Here is a 19,450-nt window from a genome sequence, read left to right as displayed (position 1 = left end):
ATCGAATAGCCAACTTTTTTACATATTTATTTTTCACAAATAAAGACTCGATGTCCTAACATATGTTGGTATTTATGCAATAGCTGTTCATGCTGCACCCACGTATGATAAAGTTCTTCTGGAATACATTGCGATACATTCCATTCCGGTTGTTCCATTTGACTCGCAACCGTTTCTGCAATTGTACCACCCCCGCCAACGATCATGCGCTGAAAGTTTGCTTTTTGAAACAACTGAATCCACTCTGTCTCCGTTAACAATTCCTTCATTCCATATAATTGTAATATAGTTGTTTCAGCCTCTTTATCTAGAGGAGATTCTAGAACCATTTCAATCACAACAAGCTTTCCCGTGTGCTGAAGTACGCGATAGCATTCCGGAATAGACTGCTCCTTATTCGTAAACGCAAGAATGGATTCCCCAAGAACAAGTTCAAAAGTCTCATCCTTACATGGTAACTGTTCCACTTTTCCTTGTATTAAGTCTATACTTAGCCCTTGAGCTAACCATCTATCCCTCGCTTTTTGAATCATCATTTCATTATTTTCTACCGCCGTCACCTGATAGCCATACACTTTGCTCATATAAGCTGCTGTCCGTCCTGTTCCGCATCCGATCTCTAGTACGTTCGCATGCATTCCAAGTGATATTTGGGCTAATACTTGTTTTGTCAGTGTAAATCCACCAGGGTGAGCACTCCCAATTCCGTAATAAGCTAAAAAATCAATATAAGTGTTTCGCTTCATGGGATTCTTCCTTTTTCATTTTATATATTCGAGCAAAAGAAAAAAGTGCATAGAAAAAAGGGCACATCATCGTGCCCTCATTCTTATTTATCATCAGAAATATATGCCCATTTATAACTATAATCTCCACCAACTGGATGGCGAACAATTCCTTTTACTTTTTGTTTTTGGATAATTCCTTTACCCTCTTGAAATAACGGAGCAATTGCCGCATCTTCAAGTAAAATTTTCTCAGCTTTCAGCAATCCGTCCCAGCGTTCTTTTGTTTTTGTTAGTAACTCGCCTTTTCCTTGTTCTACAAGTTTATCATATTTTGGATTGGAGTATCCTGATTGGTTATGCGCTCCGTTCGTTATAAACATATCAATAAATGTCATTGGATCCAAATAGTCAGGTCCCCAGCCTCCAAATGATAACTCATAATTTTGGTCTGTTTCTAACTTTAGTTTTTGTTTAAACGGCTGGTTTTTTAAATTTACTGTTAAGCCTGGTAAGTTCTTCTCTAATTCCCCTTTTAAATACTCACCTATTTTTTTTGACGATTCAGTATCATAATTTAATAATTCTACTGTAACCTTATCTTTTCCAAGCTCTTTTTTCGCTTTCTCCCAATGTTCTTTCGCTTTTTTCACATCTGTTTTCAAAATATTTCCGTTCTCTTTACGGAAATCTTTACCATCTGGACTTTTCGCAAATTCTTTTGGTACGAAATAGTCTGCTGGCTTAGAACCATCATTTAAAATAACATTGGCCAATCCTTTTTTATCGTATGCCATCGCAATCGCTAAACGCAAATCTTTATTTGTAAACACTGTATCTTGTCCGCCACGTTTTTGATTTAAACGTAGGAAAAATACTGAAGGTCTTTCTTCTGTCAAGAAATCTGGACTTGATTTATATTTATCTACAAATTCAGATGAAATTTCTGCGCGATCAATTTGGCCACTTTCATATAAATTTACACGTGTACCAGTTTCTTTGACGACATTGAAGTTAATTTCTTCTAATTTCACCGTTTTATTATCCCAATATTGCTCATTTTTCTTTAATTTCCATCCTTCCTCATGCTGCCATTCACTCAGTGTAAATGGTCCATTATAAAGCGTTGTATCCGCTTCTAAACCAAATTTATCCCCTTTTTCCTTTACAAATTTTTCGTTAAGTGGATAGAATGTTCCAAATGATGTTAACTCAACAAAATACGGAATTGGGTTTTCCAGTTCTACTTCTAATGTATAATCATCTACAGCTTTCACCCCTAACGTATCAAGTGGTGCTTTTCCTTCATTAATTGCTTTTGCATTTTTTAAGTCGTACATAATATATGCATATTCAGCAGCTGTATTTGGGTCTACAGCACGCTTCCAAGCAAATACGAAATCTTTCGCAGTAACAGGGTCTCCGTTTGACCATTTCGCATGTTTATTTAATGTAAATGTATATTTTTTACCATCATCGCTCTTCTTATAAGATTCTGCTACACCAGGAGTTACTTTATTATCTTTTCCTAAACGATACAATCCTTCCATTACGTTATTCATAACGAGAAATGATACTTGATCTGTTGCCTTTGAAGAATCCATTGAAGGAATTTCTTGTGGCTCTGTTAAATTAAGCACTTGCTTTGCCGCTAATTTCCCGCCAGATTTTTCATCACTTTTCGGTGTTGTATTCGCTTTTTCTTTATCCCCTGATCCAGAACATGCAGCCAGCGCCATACTCACTGCCAACACCGGCGCTGCAACTGTTGTTAACTTTTTCATCTTCTTTTTCTTCATTTTTATACCCTCCCCTATTATATGTAAAATACTAACCTTGAGAAATCTTCTGTAACTATCCGTTATCAGAAAATTCTTATTAATTAATATTCTACTTCTTTTTCGTTGTTTGTAAAGTTATTTTTAAAAATTTTTAGAAAATTAAAATTTATATTTTTCTAGTTATATTTTACAAATTGTACAACATCACGATTCCATCACCTACTATATGTGATCACTACCCTTCTTATTCTTTTCTATTTCTTTCATTTCTACCACAGCCTCTTTTCAATCCTCCCTGCTATCGCATGATTCATAAGCGCTCATAACCAGTGGAAGTACGAAATAACTATCTAACTTCTTTGTTCTTCTTCCATATTCATGTAGTAATCTAATAGCCATTAATCATTTGAATATAAAAAACTATTTTTAGTGAAAGTCTATTCAAAAAAGCATTTTGAAAGTAGTAATACTACTTTCAAAATGCTTTTCAACTTTATATTATTATTTCATCTTATTCCGTTACGTAAGCCCACTTAAAGCTAAATTCTGGACTAATGTTATGATGAACAACACCTTTTATATTTTGCTTCATTACATAAGCATCAGCACGTTGGTATAACGGAACAAGAGCAACATCTTCTTCAAGTAATAGCTTTTCAGCTTTCCCTAATTCTTCCCAACGTTTTTTCGCATCTGCCATTAACTCTGTTTTCCCTTGTTTAATGATTTCATCATATTTCGGATTTGAATAGCTCATTTGATTGTAAGAGCTGTTTGTTTCAAACATATCTAAGTATGTCATTGGATCAGAATAGTCTGGGCTCCATCCTGCATATGAGATTTCATAATCTTGCGCTGTTTCTAATTTTAATTTTTGTTTAAATGGTTGAATTTTAATATTAATTTTTACACCTTTTAAATTTTTCTCAATTTGATCTTTTATATAATCAGCAACTTTTCTCGCATTTCCATCATCATAGCTTAATAACTCAATTGTAACCTCATCTTTTCCAAGCTCTTTCTTTGCTTTTTCCCATGCAGTTGCTGCCTTTTTCGTATTGTGTTTCAAACCATTTTTAAATGATTCTGTAAAATCTTTTCCATCTGAACCTTTCGCTAATCCTTTGGGAACAAGGCTATCGACAGCTTTTGAACCGTCATTTAAAAGAACGTTTGCCAAATCTTTTTTATCGACAGAAAGCGCAATTGCTTCACGTAAATTTTTATTTTTAAGCGGTGTATCTTGACCATTACGCTTTTCATTTAATCGTAAGAAGAATGTATTTGGTTGTTCATATACACCAAATTCATCTTTTTTGTTTCGGTATTTATCTACAAATTCTCCCTTTAATATCGCAAAGTCTACTTGACCACTATCATATAAATTAACTAAAGTTGCTGGTTCTTTCACTACACTGTAGTTAATTTCTTCAAGCTTCACTGTTTTTTTATCCCAATACTTTTCATTTTTCTTCAACTTCCAGCCTTGTTCATGCTTCCATTCAGACATAACGAATGGTCCGTTATATAAAACTGTGTCAGCTTCTAATCCAAATTTCTCTCCTTTTTCTTTTACAAATTTCTCATTTAACGGATAATAAGATGGAAATGCTGTTAAATTTAAAAAGTACGGCACAGGTCTTTCTAATTCTACCTCAAGTGTATAGTCATCAATTGCTTTTACACCTAGCGTAGATACTTCTGCTTGTCCGTTATTAATCGCTTCTGCATTTTTGATTGGATACGCAATAAATGCATACTCCGAAGCTGTATTTGGATCTAATAATCGTTGCCATGCAAAGACGAAATCTTTCGCTGTTACTGGATCTCCATTTGACCATTTTGCCTCTTTACGTAGTTTAAATGTATATTTTTTGCCATCTTCACTTTTCGTGCTAGATTCTGCTGCTGCTGGAATTGGCTTATTATCTTTATCAAGGCGATATAATCCTTCCATTGTATTCCCTAACACTTGAGAACCAACTGTATCAGTTGATTTGGAAGTATCCATCGTTGGAATTTCTTGTCTTTCTGTACGGTTAAATACTTGCTTTGCCGCTAACTTCTCACCTGATTTACTATCTCCCTTAGAATTTGTACTTGCCTGCTTATCCCCACCTGTAGAACATGCTGATAATGCCATGCTCATTGCTAAAACCGGTGCTACAACTGCTGTTAGTTTTTTTATTTTTCTCTTTTTCACTTTCTGTACCCTCCTCAATTACCTGTACGTTTCTAGATTGAGAAATTTCTGAAAATTCTATTTTTCTTTATATTATAGTTATCAGAAGATTTCTATTAACTATTATTCTACTATTTTTCTGTATTTTGTAAAGTGTTATTATTGAAAATTTTATAAAAATTATTTTATTGCAGTAATGTTTATAAAAATATTATAAAAATATTAAAGACTTTATTCATACTACAATCATTAGCGTTACAGTGCACCTTCTTCCATTTATAGGTTTTTAAGAAATAAATTACTACTTATAAAAAATGCATACATGATATTTTTTTATTACAAAAATAAAAGAAGCTCTCAAAAGTTGCTGAATCGCCAGCAACTTTTGATATAGCCTCTTTCTACATACTAGTTAACACTTGTTTATATTTTTCTTCACTAAATTCATTTTCACTTTTTGCAACAACGACAGTCGCAATGCCATTACCGATTAAATTGACAATCGCACGCGCTTCTGACATAAAACGGTCAACACCAAGTAAAAGTGCAAGCCCTTCTAAAGGAATCACATTCATCGCAGATAAAGTGGAAGCAAGTACGATAAAACCTCCACCCGTTACAGCAGCTGCTCCTTTTGATGTTACTAACAAAATAGCTATGATTGTTAATTGTTGACCTAGTGAAAGATCAACATGAAAAACTTGTGCTAAAAAGATTGTTGCCATTGATAAATAAATGGTTGTTCCATCTAAGTTAAATGAATATCCTGTTGGAATCACTAAACCTACAACCGGTCTAGAGCAGCCGAACTGTTCCATCTTGGTCATCATTCGTGGCAATACGGATTCGGAAGATGATGTACCAAGGACGATAAGCAACTCTTCTTTTATATACGATAAATATTTCCATAAACTAAATTTATACAATCGACAAATAAAATGTAAAACGATAAAAACGAATAATGCCATCGTTGCATAGACACAAACCATTAACTTACTAAGCGGAATTAATGTACTTAAACCGTACTTTCCAATTGTAAACGCCATTCCACCAAAAGCTCCAAGAGGCGCTAATTTCATAACAATTGATAAAATGTTGAAAAAGACCTTCGATAATCGTTCAAAAAAATCGATAACCGGTTGTCCATTTTTTCCGAGCATTGTTAATCCTGCTCCAAATAAAATAGAAAAGAATAAAACTTGCAAAATATCCCCTTTTGCAAACGCTTCAAACATATTAGACGGTACAATATGTAAAAAGAAATCAAGCCATTTCATTTCTTGACCATTTTGTACATATTGTGAAACATCGCCTCCCTTTAACTTTGAAGGATCCAAGCCATCACCAGGTCGTACAACATTTGCAACAATGATTCCTATTAAAAGTGCAAATGTCGTTACAATTTCAAAATATAACAGTGCCTTTCCTCCAACGCGTCCCACTTTTTTCATATTTCCCATACTTGCAATACCAAGGACGATTGTTAAAAAGATAATCGGTGCAATAACCATTTTAATCATATTAATAAATGTTTCACCAATCGGTTTCATTTGTTGCCCAACACTAGGCCAAATTGCTCCTACTGCAATCCCGCAAATAATTGCCACGATCACTTGAAATGTTAAATTTTTTACAATTCTCATTTGTTCCTACTCCCCTGTTTCCTCATTTCTCCTCTGCTTATATAAAAGAATTCCTCAATCTTTTTTATAAAATCCCCCTTATTTACCCGTTTCAACTCTATTATTATGTTACACCATTCTATCATTTTTGAAAATAGTATATCCTAATCAAACATTAGTGATATACTATTTTATTTTTATATTTTAATTTCTACTCGAAAGAATCACTTAATGAAAAGAGCTAACTAAAAAGCTCACTTGATGCAGTGAGCTTTCTTCTTTAAATTATTTACAATGATAAACTTGTCTAAAGAAGTGATATTGCTATACATTCAAATGTTTAATGCATTAGGAAAAGAGCTAAGGGCAAAACGGCTTGAAGGAGATTGTGAAAAACATATTGAAGATGAAGATATCGTCACAATGTTTTTTACAAGCTTTCTAATCTTGAAAATGAGATTGATAAAAAAGATATTTAAAACGGTTAGTAATGAGAACAACGGTAAGGGAGATAGAAAACATGCGTCACAGCTAAATTTCAAAAAATTCGAAGCATCGGACTTTCATGATTACTTTCAACTTGTATCCAATAAAGACGTTATGGCTCAAATTACGGAACGAGCCATTCCGTTAGAAGAGGCACAAGCAAATTACGAAAAGTTATTATGTCGCAATAAAAAATATGAGATATATGGTTCATATAAAGTGAAACTTTAATCAGTGGGTTTTTTTTCATCCCCACTGATTATTAGTTGAACCAATCGGGCTGTTACGGGCAGCCCTACTCCCACCTATCTTCCTTGCTTCTCTCTGCATCTTGAGGTGGGAGTCTTACTGCCCGTTAATGCGGGATAAAGTTTCTAACCCTATAAATGGTGAATTTATCGGACTTGGACATTTAATACGAAATGAAAAACAAAACAAAGAAGATGAAATTGGCTATATGATATTACCTACATTCTGGGGGAAAGGATATGGGAGTGCAATTGCTAAACAATTAATTGAATTAGCTAAGCAAACAAACGTGAATGTATTGAAAGCAATTATTGACCCGCAAACCTCCCTTCTAGGAAGATTTTAATCAAATACGGATTTTCATCAGAGAAAATTTGTGAGATTGAAGGGTTGCCTGGAGAGATTTTAAGTAGATGTTTAGAATAAAAAATAACAAATACTAAAACTTTAATCAAGGAGATAACTATGAATAAGCTATTTGATACTTTGAAAAATGCTTTCTTAGATTTATTCTCAATGGGTAAAGGCTTTATATATGAATTTATAATGGCTAGTTTATTTATTGTAATTGGTAGTGCTTTATTATTTGGCATTCTGTTGTTTACAAGCTTAATCTTTTAAACAATTATTACTACGATAGAACAAAAAAAGATCGGTAAGCAAATCATGTTTCTGCTTACCTATCCTTTTTCATTTTAAGTCAATTTTATTTCATGATTATAATGAAATCACTCTACCCGTTCTACTACTTTCCATTGCAGATTCAATTATTCGAATGACTTCCAAACCATCTTCAGCTGTTACAGGTGGATGTTCACCATGTATAATACTATCTCGTATTCCTTTGTAATATTGCTCGTAGCACCCAACTTCTGTTCGAATTCTTTCTGTCTTCTCTTCTGTTTCTAAAATGGCACACTGATTTTCTTGATCTTCTCCATATCCAATATCGCCTGGTTTCATACCAGATTTTAATTGTTTTTCTTGTGAATCCATGCCATATTTCACAATTGAGCCTTTGTCACCATGAACAATGAAATGCGGCCCGGCATGTTTCACATAACTGCTGCTATGTAAACTAATTCGCTTTACTCCATAGTGAAGTACAAGATGGAAATAATCATCAATTTCTGCACCAGGTCGCTGTGTAATGACATCAGCATAAATACGATCTGGCTTACCAAATAATAATAAGGCTTGGTCAATTAAATGCGATCCTAAGTCATATAAAATGCCCGATCCTGGTAAATTTTTTTCTCGCCAGCGATCGCGTACATTGGGACGAAAACGATCAAAATGCGCTTCATATGCATATATATTTCCAATGCGTTTTTCCTCTATTAACTTCTTTATCGTTAAAAAGTCATTATCAAAACGACGATTATGATACACACTAAGAATGACATGATGCTTCTTTGCTAAAGAAATGAGTTCTTCTCCTTCTTCTACTGACACAACAAAAGGTTTTTCTACCACAACATGTTTTCCATGTCGTATTGCCTCTTTCACAAATGGAAAATGTGTTGTATTTGGTGATGTAACGACAACAAGATCGACATCATCTCGTTTAACCAATCCCCCAATTGTAGATTCTACTTGTACATTCGGTAACGCTTCTTTTACGACTTCTTCTTTTGAAGAAACAATCGCTCGAATATCATATTCTTCAATTGTTTGTAGTAATGGGATATGAAATGTTGTACTAGAAAATCCAAATCCTACAATCCCTACACCTATTTTTTTCATTTTGTTCCTCCATCCATGAGAACGATTTCATTTTTAAATTATAGCAAGGTTACTGTTATATGCCTAATACTTTGCTTCATAGTCAAAAAATCCTTGCTATATGGAAACTAGCAAGGATTTTTCCTATTTATTCAGTTCGTTTTTGCGTCCACGTTTCAACCACTTCGCCTGTCTCACTCACATCTAACACAAGACTTCCATTACTGTAGCGGTCTTTATTACGGAAAGCTTTTGGATCAATTTCTTCGACAATTTGTTTTTCTGTTTTCATATATACTAATTCATCATCTCGAATAACTTCAATGCCAACAATACGGTACGGATTCCGTTTTAGTTCTTTAAAAATTACAAGGCCTCGTTTCGCCCTCGTTGATTTTTCAATTTCAGAAGCTTTTAATCGTTTCACTGCACCGCGCTGTGTAACAAGTATTAATTGATCTTTCTCACCATTTAATGGTTTACCAGCAGCCACATAATCATTTTCTTTTAAATTAATTGCCTTAACACCAGCTGCCCTTACGCCAACCGGACTCACTTCTTCCTCATCAAAAATAAGTGCATATGCACCATGTGTCGCAAGAACAATATCACTTGTTCCATCTGTCGCAAAGATATCAACAACTTCATCATCTTTTTTCAAGTTTATCGCTACAAATGCTCGAGAGTAGCGCTGGACTTTATATTGGTTCAGTTCCGTTTTCTTAATCATACCATTTCGTGTAACAAATACGACAAATCGTTTTTCTTCCTCAAAATTCGGTACAACCGTAGCCCATATTAACGTTTCATCGCGATCCAGTGAAACAATATTTGCAACGTGCTGTCCTAAATCTTTCCAACGAATATCCGGCATTTCATATACAGGTAAATAAATGTAATTTCCTTTATTCGTAAATAAGAGAACCGTTTCTGTCGTATTTGTATCAAATCGTTCGAGTAAGACGTCGCCCTCTTTCATACCGAAGTCTTTCCCATTTGATGCATTATGCGAACGCCAGCCAGTTCGCTTCACATACCCTTCTTTCGTTACTGTCACGATAACATCTTCTTGTGGAATCATCACTTCTACATCAATTTTTATTTCTTCAATTTCTTCTTCAATTATAGAACGGCGTTCGTCGCTATATGTTTTCTTCACTCGTTTTAAATCCGCTTTTATGACTTGAAGAAGTTTCTTTTCACTGTTTAAAATGGCTTGTAACGTTGTGATTTTTTGATTCAATTCTTCCGCTTCATTCTCTAGCGCTGTAATATCTGTATTTGTTAAACGATATAATTGCAAGGAAACAATTGCTTCTGCCTGCGCTTCTGTAAAGCTAAATTTGGCAATTAAATTATCTTTCGCATTTCGTTTATCTTTAGATGCTCGAATGGTTTCAATTACTTGATCTAAAATTGATAATGCCTTCATTAAACCTTCTACAATATGTTGACGATTTTCTGCTTTTCTTAATTCATACTGCGAACGTCTTGTCACAACTTCTTTTTGATGTCCAATATAGGCATCTAAAATCTTCGGCAGTGTCATAAGCGTTGGACGACGATTATTAATCGCTACCATATTAAAGTTGTATGTGACTTGTAAATCTGTATTTTTATATAAGTAATTTAAAATTCCTTCCGCATTTGCTTCTTTTTTCAACTCTATAACGATACGAAGGCCTGTACGATCCGTTTCATCACGAACTTCTGCAATTCCATCTAATTTTTTATCAAGACGTAGTTCATCCATTTTTTTTACGAGATTCGCCTTGTTTACTTCGTAAGGAATTTCGGTAATAACGATTTGTTGTTTCCCACCACGAATCGTTTCTACTTCTGCTTTTCCGCGAATAATTATTTTTCCTTTTCCAGTTTCATATGCTTTTTTAATTCCATCAATTCCTTGAATAATACCACCCGTTGGAAAATCCGGACCTTTCATAATTGTTAGTAAATCATCTACCGTACAATTCGGCTTATCAATGCGCATCACTGTCGCATCGATTACTTCACCAAGATGATGCGGAGGAATTTCTGTTGCATATCCAGCCGAAATCCCTGTTGATCCATTTACTAATAAGTTTGGAAACATCGCAGGTAAGACAACCGGTTCTTCACTTGTATCATCAAAGTTCGGAACAAATTCCACTGTTTCTTTATCAATATCACGAAGAAGTTCAGAGGCGATTGGCGATAAGCGCGCTTCTGTATAACGCATAGCCGCTGCTGGGTCGCCGTCTACACTACCATTATTCCCGTGCATTTCAACTAAAACATTTCGAACTTTCCAATCTTGACTTAAACGCACCATCGCTTCATATACAGAAGAATCACCGTGCGGATGATAATTACCAATAACATTACCAACTGTTTTAGCTGATTTACGAAATGGCTTATCATTCACATTTCCTTCTACATACATGGAATATAAAATACGTCTTTGTACTGGTTTTAAACCGTCACGCGCATCTGGAAGCGCGCGATCTTGAATAATATATTTACTGTAACGTGCAAAGCGATCGCCTAGCACATCTTCAAGCGGGAGGTCATGAAACTTCTCTGCTTGCATGTTATTCCACCTCCGTCTCCATAATCATTTCATTTTCTAAAATATTGCCTTCTTCTTGCATACCGAACTGTACATTGCGCTCAATCCATTTACGACGAGGTTCTACTTTATCTCCCATCAACGTTGTAACGCGGCGCTCTGCTCTTGCTGCATCATCAATTTTCACACGAATTAATGTACGCGTCTCTGGATTCATCGTTGTTTCCCATAATTGATCGGCGTTCATTTCACCAAGTCCTTTATAACGCTGCAAGATATAGCCTTTCCCAACTTTTTTCGTTACGCTAGCCAGCTCTTCATCTGACCATGCATATTCAATCACTTCGTTTTTTCCTTTCCCTTTACTTACTTTATATAAAGGTGGAAGTGCGATAAATACTTTGCCAGCTTCAATTAATGGCTTCATATAGCGATAGAAAAATGTAAGTAACAGCACTTGAATATGAGCTCCATCTGTATCCGCATCGGTCATGATAACCACTTTATCATAGTTGATATCTTCAATAGAAAACTCATTGCCAACACCGCCACCAATTGCATAAATGATTGTATTAATCTCTTCATTTTTGAAAATATCAGCAAGTTTTGCCTTTTCCGTATTGATTACTTTACCACGAAGAGGTAATACTGCTTGGAAACGACGATCACGCCCTTGTTTCGCAGATCCACCAGCAGAGTCACCCTCTACTAAATACAATTCATTTTTCTGTGGGTTACGTGATTGTGCAGGTGTTAACTTTCCACTTAAAGTCCCTTCTGAACGCTTTTTCTTCTTGCCAGTACGCGCTTCTTCTCTCGCTTTACGAGCAGCTTCTCGCGCCTGTGCTGCTTTAATCGCTTTTTTCACAAGAAGTGTAGCTACATCAGGAGTTTCTTCTAAAAAGTAAGCTAAGTGCTCCGATACAATCGCATCAATAGAAGAACGAGCCTCACTTGTGCCAAGTTTCCCTTTCGTTTGCCCTTCAAATTGAAGTAACTCTTCTGGTACACGAACAGAAACAATCGCTGCTAATCCTTCCCGAATATCCGTACCTTCTAAATTTTTATCTTTTTCTTTTAATAAAGAAACTTTACGAGCATATTCATTGAAGACACGAGTCATTGCTGTTTTAAATCCAGCTTCATGCGTCCCGCCATCTTTCGTACGTACATTATTTACAAATGAAAGAATGTTTTCTGAATAGCCATCGTTAAACTGAAATGCTAACTCCGCTTCAATTCCATTTTGTTCCCCGGAGAAATAGACAACGGGATGAAGCGTATCTTTCTCCTCATTTAAATATGAAACGAAAGCCTCAATACCTGTTTCATAATGGAAAACATCTTCTAAATCATTTCGCTCATCTTTGATTGAAATTTTCATCCCTTTTAATAAGAATGCCGATTCACGTAATCTTTCACACAATGTTTCATAATTATAATTTGTTGTACTAAAAATAGATGAATCTGGTTTAAAATGCATCGTTGTACCAGATTCTTTCGTTTTTCCAATTTTCTCTAACGTTGTTACAGGAACGCCACCATTTTCAAAGCGTTGCTCATAAATGTTTCCATCGCGCTTAATTGTTACCACTAGCCATTCCGATAGTGCATTTACAACCGATGCCCCAACACCGTGTAAACCGCCGCTCGTTTTATAGCCACCTTGTCCAAACTTACCACCTGCATGTAGTATAGTTAAAATAACTTCAGGCGTTGGTTTCCCAAGTTTATGCATTCCCGTAGGCATTCCTCGCCCTTTATCAATAACACTAATACTATTATCTTTATGTATGATGACAGAAATTTCATCGCCAAACCCTGCTAATGCTTCATCAACAGAGTTATCTACTATTTCGTATACTAAATGATGCAACCCACGGCTGTCCGTGCTCCCGATATACATACCCGGGCGTTTTCGAACGGCTTCAAGGCCTTCCAACACTTGAATTGCATCTTCATTATATTGAAATTGATGCTTTGCCAAACTCCTTGCCCCTTTCCTAGTCAAAATCAGAACATATGTTTTTATTATAGAATAACGCCTTAACCATGTTTTTGGCAAGGTATGTTATGTCTTTTATATACCATTTTCAAAAGAAAAATCCTTGTTTTTGTACAAGGATTCCTCTAGGCTACTATTTCAGAAAAATAATCGTTTGTCAACGAGAAATGGATATGTATTCCAAAACTACACATTCCACCATTTTATCATTACCCAAATGATAAAGATCCAAAACGGGATAACGAGTACCAATCCCCAAAAACAGCCTTTAAAAAATCTCATGATGAACACCTCGTCCATCTACTCAGTCTCTAAATAGAGAACAAAAGTGAAAACCTCTCTTTCATTCTGAGAGCCAATGCTACTTTGTCATTGCATGTTCTACTTTAATACAGCGATCCATAATGACCGTATGGCCCTTTTCTGTGAGAAACTGATAAGTATCTTCATCTTGTACTCCTAATTGTGCCCAAAAAACATCCGCATCAACCTCGACAAATTCTTTGGCAACATCCATTAAAAATTCGGAGCGGCGAAATACGTTCACAATGTCAATATGTTCTTTTATCTCTTTTAAAGAAGAAACTGCTTTTTCTCCTAGCACTTCCGTAATCGCTGGGTTAACTGGAATAATGTGATATCCAGCATCTTGCATTGCTTTTGAAACCATATAGGATGTACGTTCCGGTTTATCAGACAAGCCGACAACCGCGATTGTTTTACTATTTTTTAACATTTCACCAATTTCCGGACGAGTTGGATTTTTAATTGTCATATTAAATCCCTCCTATTCTTTTAGTATAGCCGATAAAGAAAGTCTCTTTCAATATGAAAGAGACTTTCTTTATTAATTCTTAGCCGAAGTGTTATCCGTTAAAGTAGCAGTTTTCGTCATTTTTTCACCATTGCGATAAAATGTCACTTCAATTTTATCTCCTACTTTTTTCTTTTCGTATAAATATTTACGGAATTGCAATGCATTCTCCACTTTTTGATTATCTAATGCAACAACAACGTCATATTGCTCTAGTCCAGCTTTTTCTGCTGGTGAAATTGGATACACTTTTCCTAACACAACTCCACTTGTTATATCTTTTGGTAATTTCAATTGTGAAGCATATCTTTGAACATCTTCTAATGAAACAACTCCAACACCAAGAGCTGGTCGCTTCACTGTTCCATCTTTTTCAAGTGATTCAATCACAGGTTTTGCAATATTAATCGGAATGGCGAACCCGATTCCTTCTACTTCTTGCTGTGCAATTTTACTAGAGTTAATCCCAATTACTTCGCCATTTTGGTTAAATAAAGCACCGCCGCTATTTCCTGGGTTAATCGCTGCATCTGTTTGAATCACTTGCGCATTCCAATCGGGACGTTTATCACCATCGATATCAACTGGAATTTCACGTTCTTTACTACTGATAATTCCTTCTGTTACACTGCCATCAAAGCCTAGTGGATTCCCGATTGCGATGGCTGGTTCGCCTGCACGAATTTTGCTAGAATCCCCTAGCGTAGCAACTTTATTAATATTGGAACCATCGATTTCGACAACAGCTAAATCTAACCAAGGATCTTTCCCAACTAATTTTGCGTCAACCTCTTTACCACTGCTTAATTTAACAGCAAGTTTATTGGCTCCATCCACTACGTGATTATTTGTAACAACATATGCTTTATTCCCAGCTTTTTTATAAATAACGCCCGATCCTGATCCAGCTTCTTGCTCTTGACCGATCGGCTGCATAGCAAATGGATCGATTGTTTTTTGCATATTGATGACACCGACAACAACTTCTTTTGCCCCTTCAATCATGCCAGGTAAATCTGTTTCATTTTTCGATTTATTCACAACTGGGACAACCGTACCTTCTACTTTTGAATTAGAAGATACAGATGAAACAGCTACATCGTTATTTTGTGCCCATGGCATATAAGGTGCTGCAAAACTAATAGAAACTGCTCCGACAACAGCTCCAACTAAACCGGTAAAGAAATATCCTTTTTTGCTACCAGCTTTTCTCATTTCTCTTGTTTCATCATATTCTCCGTTCATATTTGGTCCGTCATAATATCCCATGTTAACTTCCCCTCTCTGCTGAATTCGTATTTTCAGTATAGTCACATTTTGTGTCCTTCTTGTGAACTCATCGTGAAATCCAATTCAAAAAATGCTCTTATTCATTATTCTAGACAAAAAAATGAGAATTTGTACATTCATTTGCAAAAGAAAGTGTCATTTTGTTATATTTTCAAGTTGAGTTACATAGGTTAAAAAGATTACTCTTCAAATTTATACCCAACTCGGATAACGGTTCCAATATGCTTTGCTTTATCACCTAGTTTATTACGTAATTTTTTAATATGCGTATCTACTGTTCGATCATCACCATAATAATCGTATCCCCACAGCTGATCTAATAAATGTTGACGTGATAATACAATTCCTTTGTTTTCCATTAAATACACAAGAAGTTCAAATTCCTTATGCGTTAATATAATTTCCTCTCCATTTACAAAGACTGTTCGCGACAGTCGATTGATATCAATTCCAGCTACAGATAGCATATTGTCTTCAGCAACACCTACCGCCCCATCTGCTCGTTTTAATAATGTTTTCGCACGCGCTACTAACACTTTCGGACTGAATGGTTTTGTTACATACTCATCTGCCCCTAACTCAAATCCTAACAATGTATCATCTTCATCAGAGCGCGCTGTTAGCATAATAATCGGTACCGCTGATTCTTTACGAATACGACGACAAACAGACCATCCATCAATTTCTGGCAACATAATATCTAACATAATTAAATCAATTGTATGTTCAGCAAATAATTCTAACGCTTGTTTCCCGTCCTCTGCTTCGATTACTTCAAAGCCTTCATTGCGAAAATAATCGCTCACAATTTCGCGTAATCTTCTTTCATCTTCAACAAGTAATACCGTTTTATTCATCTGACCTATCCCGCCTTTTTACTCTTTCAATCGAATAATACGTTGATTGGAGCTTCCGCGAAATGGAAGTGTTAAATCCCTTTTATCGAGTTCAAACCTTCCATCGACCAGAACATCCCCATACTGTAACAATTCTATCATATCATTATTTTGAGAGTTCTGTATCTCTTCTAACGTATAACCTGTGTAAATCCATAAATTTTTTCTTAAATCCTTTACCCCTTTTGCTACTTTTTTTACTTCTGCAGCTTGAAGGAATGGATCTCCACCTGAAAATGTTACATCAGTAAGCGGATTTTTGGCAATCTCTTTTATAATTTCTTCTGCGGTCATTTCTGTCCCATTACAAGTATTCCAAGACTGTGGATTATGACAGCCGAAACAACGATGCGGACAGCCCGCAAAAAACACGACTGTCCGCAATCCTTCTCCATCTACTACACTATCATGAATCATATTCATTACTCTCATTTATGCTTCACCCGATCCGCTTCTTCCCTACGTTTTGCGCTATTCCACTTCGACATATCTCCTACTAAATACCCAGTAATACGACGAATCCTTTCGATTTCATGCTCATTTTCGTTCTCACAACTTGGGCACTCATTTTCAATTACACCATGATAACCACAGCACTTACAACGGTCCACAGGATGATTGATTGATCCGTATCCTACTCCATACTGCGACATCGCTTGTACAATTTGTTTTAATGCTTTTATATTATGAACGGCAGCACCATCTAATTCAATGTACGTAATATGTCCCCCGTTGCATAGCGCATGAAAAGGACCTTCTAATCGAATTTTCTTCACAGCTTGAATAGGATAATACACCGGAATATGAAATGAATTTGTATAGTAATTACGATTTGTCACCCCATTTATACGTCCAAATTCTTCTCGATCCTTTTTCACGAATTTTCCAGAAAGTCCTTCGGCTGGCGTTGCAATGAGAGAAAAATTCAAATTGTGTTTCTCTGTTGCCTCGTCCATTTTCTGTCTCATAAACCGAACAATTTCATACCCAAGTTGCCAAGTACCTTCATCTTCTCCATGATGTTTACCAGTTAAAGCAACTAAACATTCCGCAAGGCCAATAAAACCGATGCTAAGCGTACCTTGTTTTAAAATTTCAGCTACAGAATCTTCAGGTTGTAACTTCTCTCCACCACGCCATACTCCTTGTGAATATAAAAACTGAAAATCCCTTGCCTTTTTTGTACATTGGTAAGCGAATCTTTCTAACAGTTGACGAACACCAAGATCTATATAATAATGTAATGCCTCAAAAAATGCTTCTTTTGATCCACTAATCAATGCTAATTTCACTAAATTGATAGATGTAAAAGATAGATTTCCTCTTCCAATTGCATTTTCCTCCCCATGAATGTTAGCCATAACACGAGTTCTACACCCCATATAACATACTTCACTTTCATGACTTCCATCATAATAAGCAGCATTAAACGGTGCATCTAAAAATGAAAAATTCGGGAATAATCGCTCTGCTGTCGTTTCTAATGCTAATTCAAATAAATCATAGTTCGGATCACTCTCTTCAAAATTCACACCTTTTTTCAATTTAAAAATTTGAATAGGAAAAATCGGTGTTTCTCCTGCTCCTAAGCCGGCTTGCGTTGTCCGTAACAATTGTTTAATTAATAGTCTTCCTTCTTTTGATGTTTCTGTTCCGTAATTAATAGAAATAAACGGTACTTGCCCACCACCACGACTATGCATACTATTGGAATTATGAATAAAAGCTTCACATGCTTGGTACGTATCATTTTCTGTTTCTTTCCATGCAAACTCTTCTATTTGTTCCTCTTGTAATGGATATTTCTCTAATCGTTTTTTATTTCTCTCAAATGTTTTTTTTACATACGGCGCTAAATCAACATCAAATAACGCAAACGATTGTCCACCATGCTGCATATTTTGATTAGCCTGAAAAATAATAGAAGCAAGCGCCAATGCACTTTTTATGTCTTGCGGTTCTCTCATATGACCGTGTCCTGTATGAAATCCATTCTTCAACATTTGTGCTAATGGGATTTGTGAACAGGTTGTCGTACCTGTCACATAAAAATCTAAATCATGTGGATATAATATATTTTGCTGAATCGCTTTTCTCACTTGATCCGATAATAATGTTTCTACTGTATAATATTTTGCACTTTCTGAAGCCAATGTTCCCATCATTCCCATTGGAGATCGTCCATCAACATTTGCATTTTCTTGCATTAAATCTTGTTCATGACCGTGGACAATTGTCTCAAAAACCTTCATAAGTTCTTCCTCACGTCTACTTTTTGTCATCATTATTACACCCTCCAACTACATCTTGTTACTCATATAACAAAATGATACAACATATAGTCGTAATGATACTGTGAGAAATGTAACATTCCTGTGAAAGTTTTTTTAAGAAACATTGACTGATCCTTTTATAAAAAAGAAATGTGATCTTTACAAATGTATGGTACAATATACGGGAAAAACTCTTTTTACCCTTTATCAACACATTTGAATAAAGGAGACTGAACTTATGTTTATTACATACCTTTTATTGATCGTTGCCTACTTGCTTGGCTCGATTCCATTTGCACTTGTAGTCGGGAAGATTGGTTATGGAATCGACATTCGCGAACATGGTAGCGGAAATTTAGGAGGAACGAATACATTTCGTACATTGGGGAAAAAAGCCGGCTTTCTCGTTACAATTGCCGACATTTTAAAAGGAACATTAGCAACAGGCTTGCCGCTTATTTTTAGCTTAGATATCCATCCGCTTTGGTTTGGATTAGCCGCAGTTCTCGGGCACGTATATCCGATCTTCGCAAGATTTCGCGGTGGAAAAGCAGTTGCCACTTCTGCTGGGGTACTATTATGTTATGCACCCATTATTTTTGCAATATTAGCTGTTGTCTTTTTCACCCTTCTATTTACCACGAGATATGTATCTCTTTCTTCTATGGTAACAGCAATCGTAGCTGTTATCGCATCAATTGTGAATGGGGATAAGATCTTTATTGTTGCAATGTGTTTATTAGCTGGTATGGTAATTTATAGACATCGTGCAAATATTGGACGAATTATAAATAAAACTGAACCAAAGGCAAATTTTACGAAGAAACAAAAGTAAGATAATGACCCACATA

General features: G+C 35.7%; 14 protein-coding genes and 3 pseudogenes. 5 read left to right on the top strand and 12 right to left on the bottom strand.

Translation table 11 applies throughout. The annotated features are described in order from the left end of the window. Nucleotides 1-26 precede the first annotated feature (26 nt). From MR063_RS11905 to MR063_RS11890, 4 genes are all read right to left on the bottom strand, one after another. Nucleotides 27-746, bottom strand: coding sequence for a class I SAM-dependent methyltransferase (locus MR063_RS11905; RefSeq protein WP_242197943.1), 720 nt, complete (start codon nt 744-746; stop codon nt 27-29). An 83-nt stretch (nt 747-829) separates the two neighbouring features. After that, nucleotides 830-2,524 (bottom strand): peptide ABC transporter substrate-binding protein, encoded by a 1,695-nt coding sequence (locus MR063_RS11900; RefSeq protein ID WP_242197942.1) that lies wholly within the window; start codon nt 2,522-2,524, stop codon nt 830-832. A gap of 493 nt (nt 2,525-3,017) precedes the next feature. Further along, a complete protein-coding gene (locus tag MR063_RS11895; RefSeq protein WP_242197941.1) occupies nt 3,018-4,709 on the bottom strand; it encodes a peptide ABC transporter substrate-binding protein in 1,692 nt (563 codons plus the stop codon). A 380-nt stretch (nt 4,710-5,089) separates the two neighbouring features. Continuing rightward, complete coding sequence (locus tag MR063_RS11890; protein WP_242197940.1) at nt 5,090-6,331, bottom strand: dicarboxylate/amino acid:cation symporter; 1,242 nt, start codon at nt 6,329-6,331, stop codon at nt 5,090-5,092. Between the two features lie 279 nt (nt 6,332-6,610). Between MR063_RS11890 and MR063_RS11885 the strand changes: the two are divergent. The 4 genes and pseudogenes from MR063_RS11885 to MR063_RS11870 all read left to right on the top strand — a co-directional run. Next, nucleotides 6,611-6,742: pseudogene (locus MR063_RS11885) on the top strand (TetR/AcrR family transcriptional regulator); the annotation flags it as partial. A gap of 39 nt (nt 6,743-6,781) precedes the next feature. Then, nucleotides 6,782-7,019: pseudogene (locus MR063_RS11880) on the top strand (hypothetical protein); the annotation flags it as partial. A gap of 165 nt (nt 7,020-7,184) precedes the next feature. Beyond that, nucleotides 7,185-7,471, top strand: a pseudogene (locus MR063_RS11875) (GNAT family N-acetyltransferase); the annotation flags it as partial. A 39-nt stretch (nt 7,472-7,510) separates the two neighbouring features. Then, a complete protein-coding gene (locus MR063_RS11870; protein ID WP_242197939.1) occupies nt 7,511-7,666 on the top strand; it encodes a hypothetical protein in 156 nt (51 codons plus the stop codon). Nucleotides 7,667-7,762: 96 nt separating this feature from the next. On the opposite strand, the gene MR063_RS11865 is transcribed toward MR063_RS11870, so the two are convergent. From MR063_RS11865 to MR063_RS11830, 8 genes are all read right to left on the bottom strand, one after another. Further along, entirely contained in the window at nt 7,763-8,791 is a 1,029-nt protein-coding gene (locus MR063_RS11865) for an oxidoreductase (RefSeq protein WP_242197938.1), read from the bottom strand. A 127-nt stretch (nt 8,792-8,918) separates the two neighbouring features. Beyond that, nucleotides 8,919-11,342 (bottom strand): DNA topoisomerase IV subunit A, encoded by a 2,424-nt coding sequence (gene parC, locus MR063_RS11860; RefSeq protein WP_242197937.1) that lies wholly within the window; start codon nt 11,340-11,342, stop codon nt 8,919-8,921. 1 nt (nt 11,343) lies between these two features. Continuing rightward, nucleotides 11,344-13,308, bottom strand: a complete 1,965-nt coding sequence (parE, locus tag MR063_RS11855; protein ID WP_242143408.1) for a DNA topoisomerase IV subunit B — start codon at nt 13,306-13,308, stop codon at nt 11,344-11,346. A 379-nt stretch (nt 13,309-13,687) separates the two neighbouring features. Further along, nucleotides 13,688-14,101 (bottom strand): CoA-binding protein, encoded by a 414-nt coding sequence (locus tag MR063_RS11850; protein ID WP_242197934.1) that lies wholly within the window; start codon nt 14,099-14,101, stop codon nt 13,688-13,690. Between the two features lie 72 nt (nt 14,102-14,173). Continuing rightward, nucleotides 14,174-15,409, bottom strand: a complete 1,236-nt coding sequence (locus tag MR063_RS11845) for a S1C family serine protease (RefSeq protein ID WP_242197932.1) — start codon at nt 15,407-15,409, stop codon at nt 14,174-14,176. A gap of 200 nt (nt 15,410-15,609) precedes the next feature. Further along, nucleotides 15,610-16,287, bottom strand: coding sequence for a response regulator transcription factor (locus MR063_RS11840; protein ID WP_242143412.1), 678 nt, complete (start codon nt 16,285-16,287; stop codon nt 15,610-15,612). Between the two features lie 18 nt (nt 16,288-16,305). Further along, the gene (gene nrdG, locus MR063_RS11835; RefSeq protein WP_242197931.1) at nt 16,306-16,758 is read right to left on the bottom strand and encodes an anaerobic ribonucleoside-triphosphate reductase activating protein; all 453 of its coding nucleotides are present in this window, start codon (nt 16,756-16,758) and stop codon (nt 16,306-16,308) included. Beyond that, on the bottom strand, nt 16,755-18,611 hold the full coding sequence (locus MR063_RS11830; RefSeq protein WP_242197928.1) for an anaerobic ribonucleoside triphosphate reductase: 1,857 nt from the start codon (nt 18,609-18,611) through the stop codon (nt 16,755-16,757). Before MR063_RS11830 ends, nrdG begins: the two co-directional genes overlap by 4 nt. Before the next feature lie 226 nt (nt 18,612-18,837). Here MR063_RS11830 and plsY point away from each other — a divergent pair, with 226 nt between their 5' ends. Then, nucleotides 18,838-19,434, top strand: a complete 597-nt coding sequence (gene plsY, locus MR063_RS11825; protein WP_242143415.1) for a glycerol-3-phosphate 1-O-acyltransferase PlsY — start codon at nt 18,838-18,840, stop codon at nt 19,432-19,434. The last annotated feature ends 16 nt before the right edge of the window (nt 19,435-19,450 follow it).

It is taken from the genome of Bacillus cereus group sp. BfR-BA-01492 (assembly GCF_022662815.1).
Taxonomy (GTDB): domain Bacteria; phylum Bacillota; class Bacilli; order Bacillales; family Bacillaceae_G; genus Bacillus_A; species Bacillus_A cereus_BD.
The sequence above is the reverse complement of the archived record's forward strand: the minus strand, read 5'-3'. Positions and strand labels throughout refer to the sequence as shown.

What these genes read in the sequence shown, in the direction of transcription:
- MR063_RS11830 (WP_242197928.1), bottom strand. Translation starts at nt 18,611, where the DNA reads ATGATGACAAAAAGTAGACGTGAGGAAGAACTTATGAAGGTTTTTGAG.
- MR063_RS11865 (WP_242197938.1), bottom strand. Translation starts at nt 8,791, where the DNA reads ATGAAAAAAATAGGTGTAGGGATTGTAGGATTTGGATTTTCTAGTACA.
- nrdG (WP_242197931.1), bottom strand. Translation starts at nt 16,758, where the DNA reads ATGAGAGTAATGAATATGATTCATGATAGTGTAGTAGATGGAGAAGGA.
- MR063_RS11870 (WP_242197939.1), top strand. Translation starts at nt 7,511, where the DNA reads ATGAATAAGCTATTTGATACTTTGAAAAATGCTTTCTTAGATTTATTC.
- MR063_RS11890 (WP_242197940.1), bottom strand. Translation starts at nt 6,331, where the DNA reads ATGAGAATTGTAAAAAATTTAACATTTCAAGTGATCGTGGCAATTATT.
- MR063_RS11905 (WP_242197943.1), bottom strand. Translation starts at nt 746, where the DNA reads ATGAAGCGAAACACTTATATTGATTTTTTAGCTTATTACGGAATTGGG.
- MR063_RS11900 (WP_242197942.1), bottom strand. Translation starts at nt 2,524, where the DNA reads ATGAAGAAAAAGAAGATGAAAAAGTTAACAACAGTTGCAGCGCCGGTG.
- MR063_RS11845 (WP_242197932.1), bottom strand. Translation starts at nt 15,409, where the DNA reads ATGGGATATTATGACGGACCAAATATGAACGGAGAATATGATGAAACA.
- MR063_RS11840 (WP_242143412.1), bottom strand. Translation starts at nt 16,287, where the DNA reads ATGAATAAAACGGTATTACTTGTTGAAGATGAAAGAAGATTACGCGAA.
- plsY (WP_242143415.1), top strand. Translation starts at nt 18,838, where the DNA reads ATGTTTATTACATACCTTTTATTGATCGTTGCCTACTTGCTTGGCTCG.
- parC (WP_242197937.1), bottom strand. Translation starts at nt 11,342, where the DNA reads ATGCAAGCAGAGAAGTTTCATGACCTCCCGCTTGAAGATGTGCTAGGC.
- MR063_RS11850 (WP_242197934.1), bottom strand. Translation starts at nt 14,101, where the DNA reads ATGACAATTAAAAATCCAACTCGTCCGGAAATTGGTGAAATGTTAAAA.